Source organism: Cupriavidus sp. SIMBA_020, assembly GCF_046535395.1.
Classification (GTDB): domain Bacteria; phylum Pseudomonadota; class Gammaproteobacteria; order Burkholderiales; family Burkholderiaceae; genus Cupriavidus; species Cupriavidus campinensis.
Genome location: NZ_JAWRWU010000400.1, coordinates 1 through 279 on the forward strand (window position 1 = coordinate 1; position 279 = coordinate 279).

At 52.0% G+C, this 279-nt stretch carries 1 protein-coding gene; it reads left to right on the forward strand.

Annotated features, from left to right (window positions below):
- Positions 1 to 29: 29 nt before the first annotated feature.
- On the forward strand, positions 30 to 279 hold a 250-nt coding region (locus tag SB751_RS29770), incomplete at its 3' end, for a type IV secretion system protein (RefSeq protein ID WP_410748995.1).

Sequence of the window (279 nt, forward strand, 5' to 3'; positions counted from 1 at the left end):
TGGGAAAACGGCGTTGGTATGAAATTGGCATGGTGTTTTGGGACCTGCTTAACGCCCTAATCATCTACGCCGCCACGCTCATCATTGCCATTCCGGCGGGGGCAATGGTGATCGTTGCCAAAATTATGCTCACCCTCATGCTTGGCATCGGGCCGTTCTTCATCGCCATGCTGATGTTCCCCGTCACCGCGAAATGGTTTGATAGCTGGTTTGGCCAAGTGATGACCTACATCATGCAAATCGCCTTGGTTACAACGGTTCTCGGCATGGGCATAAAGT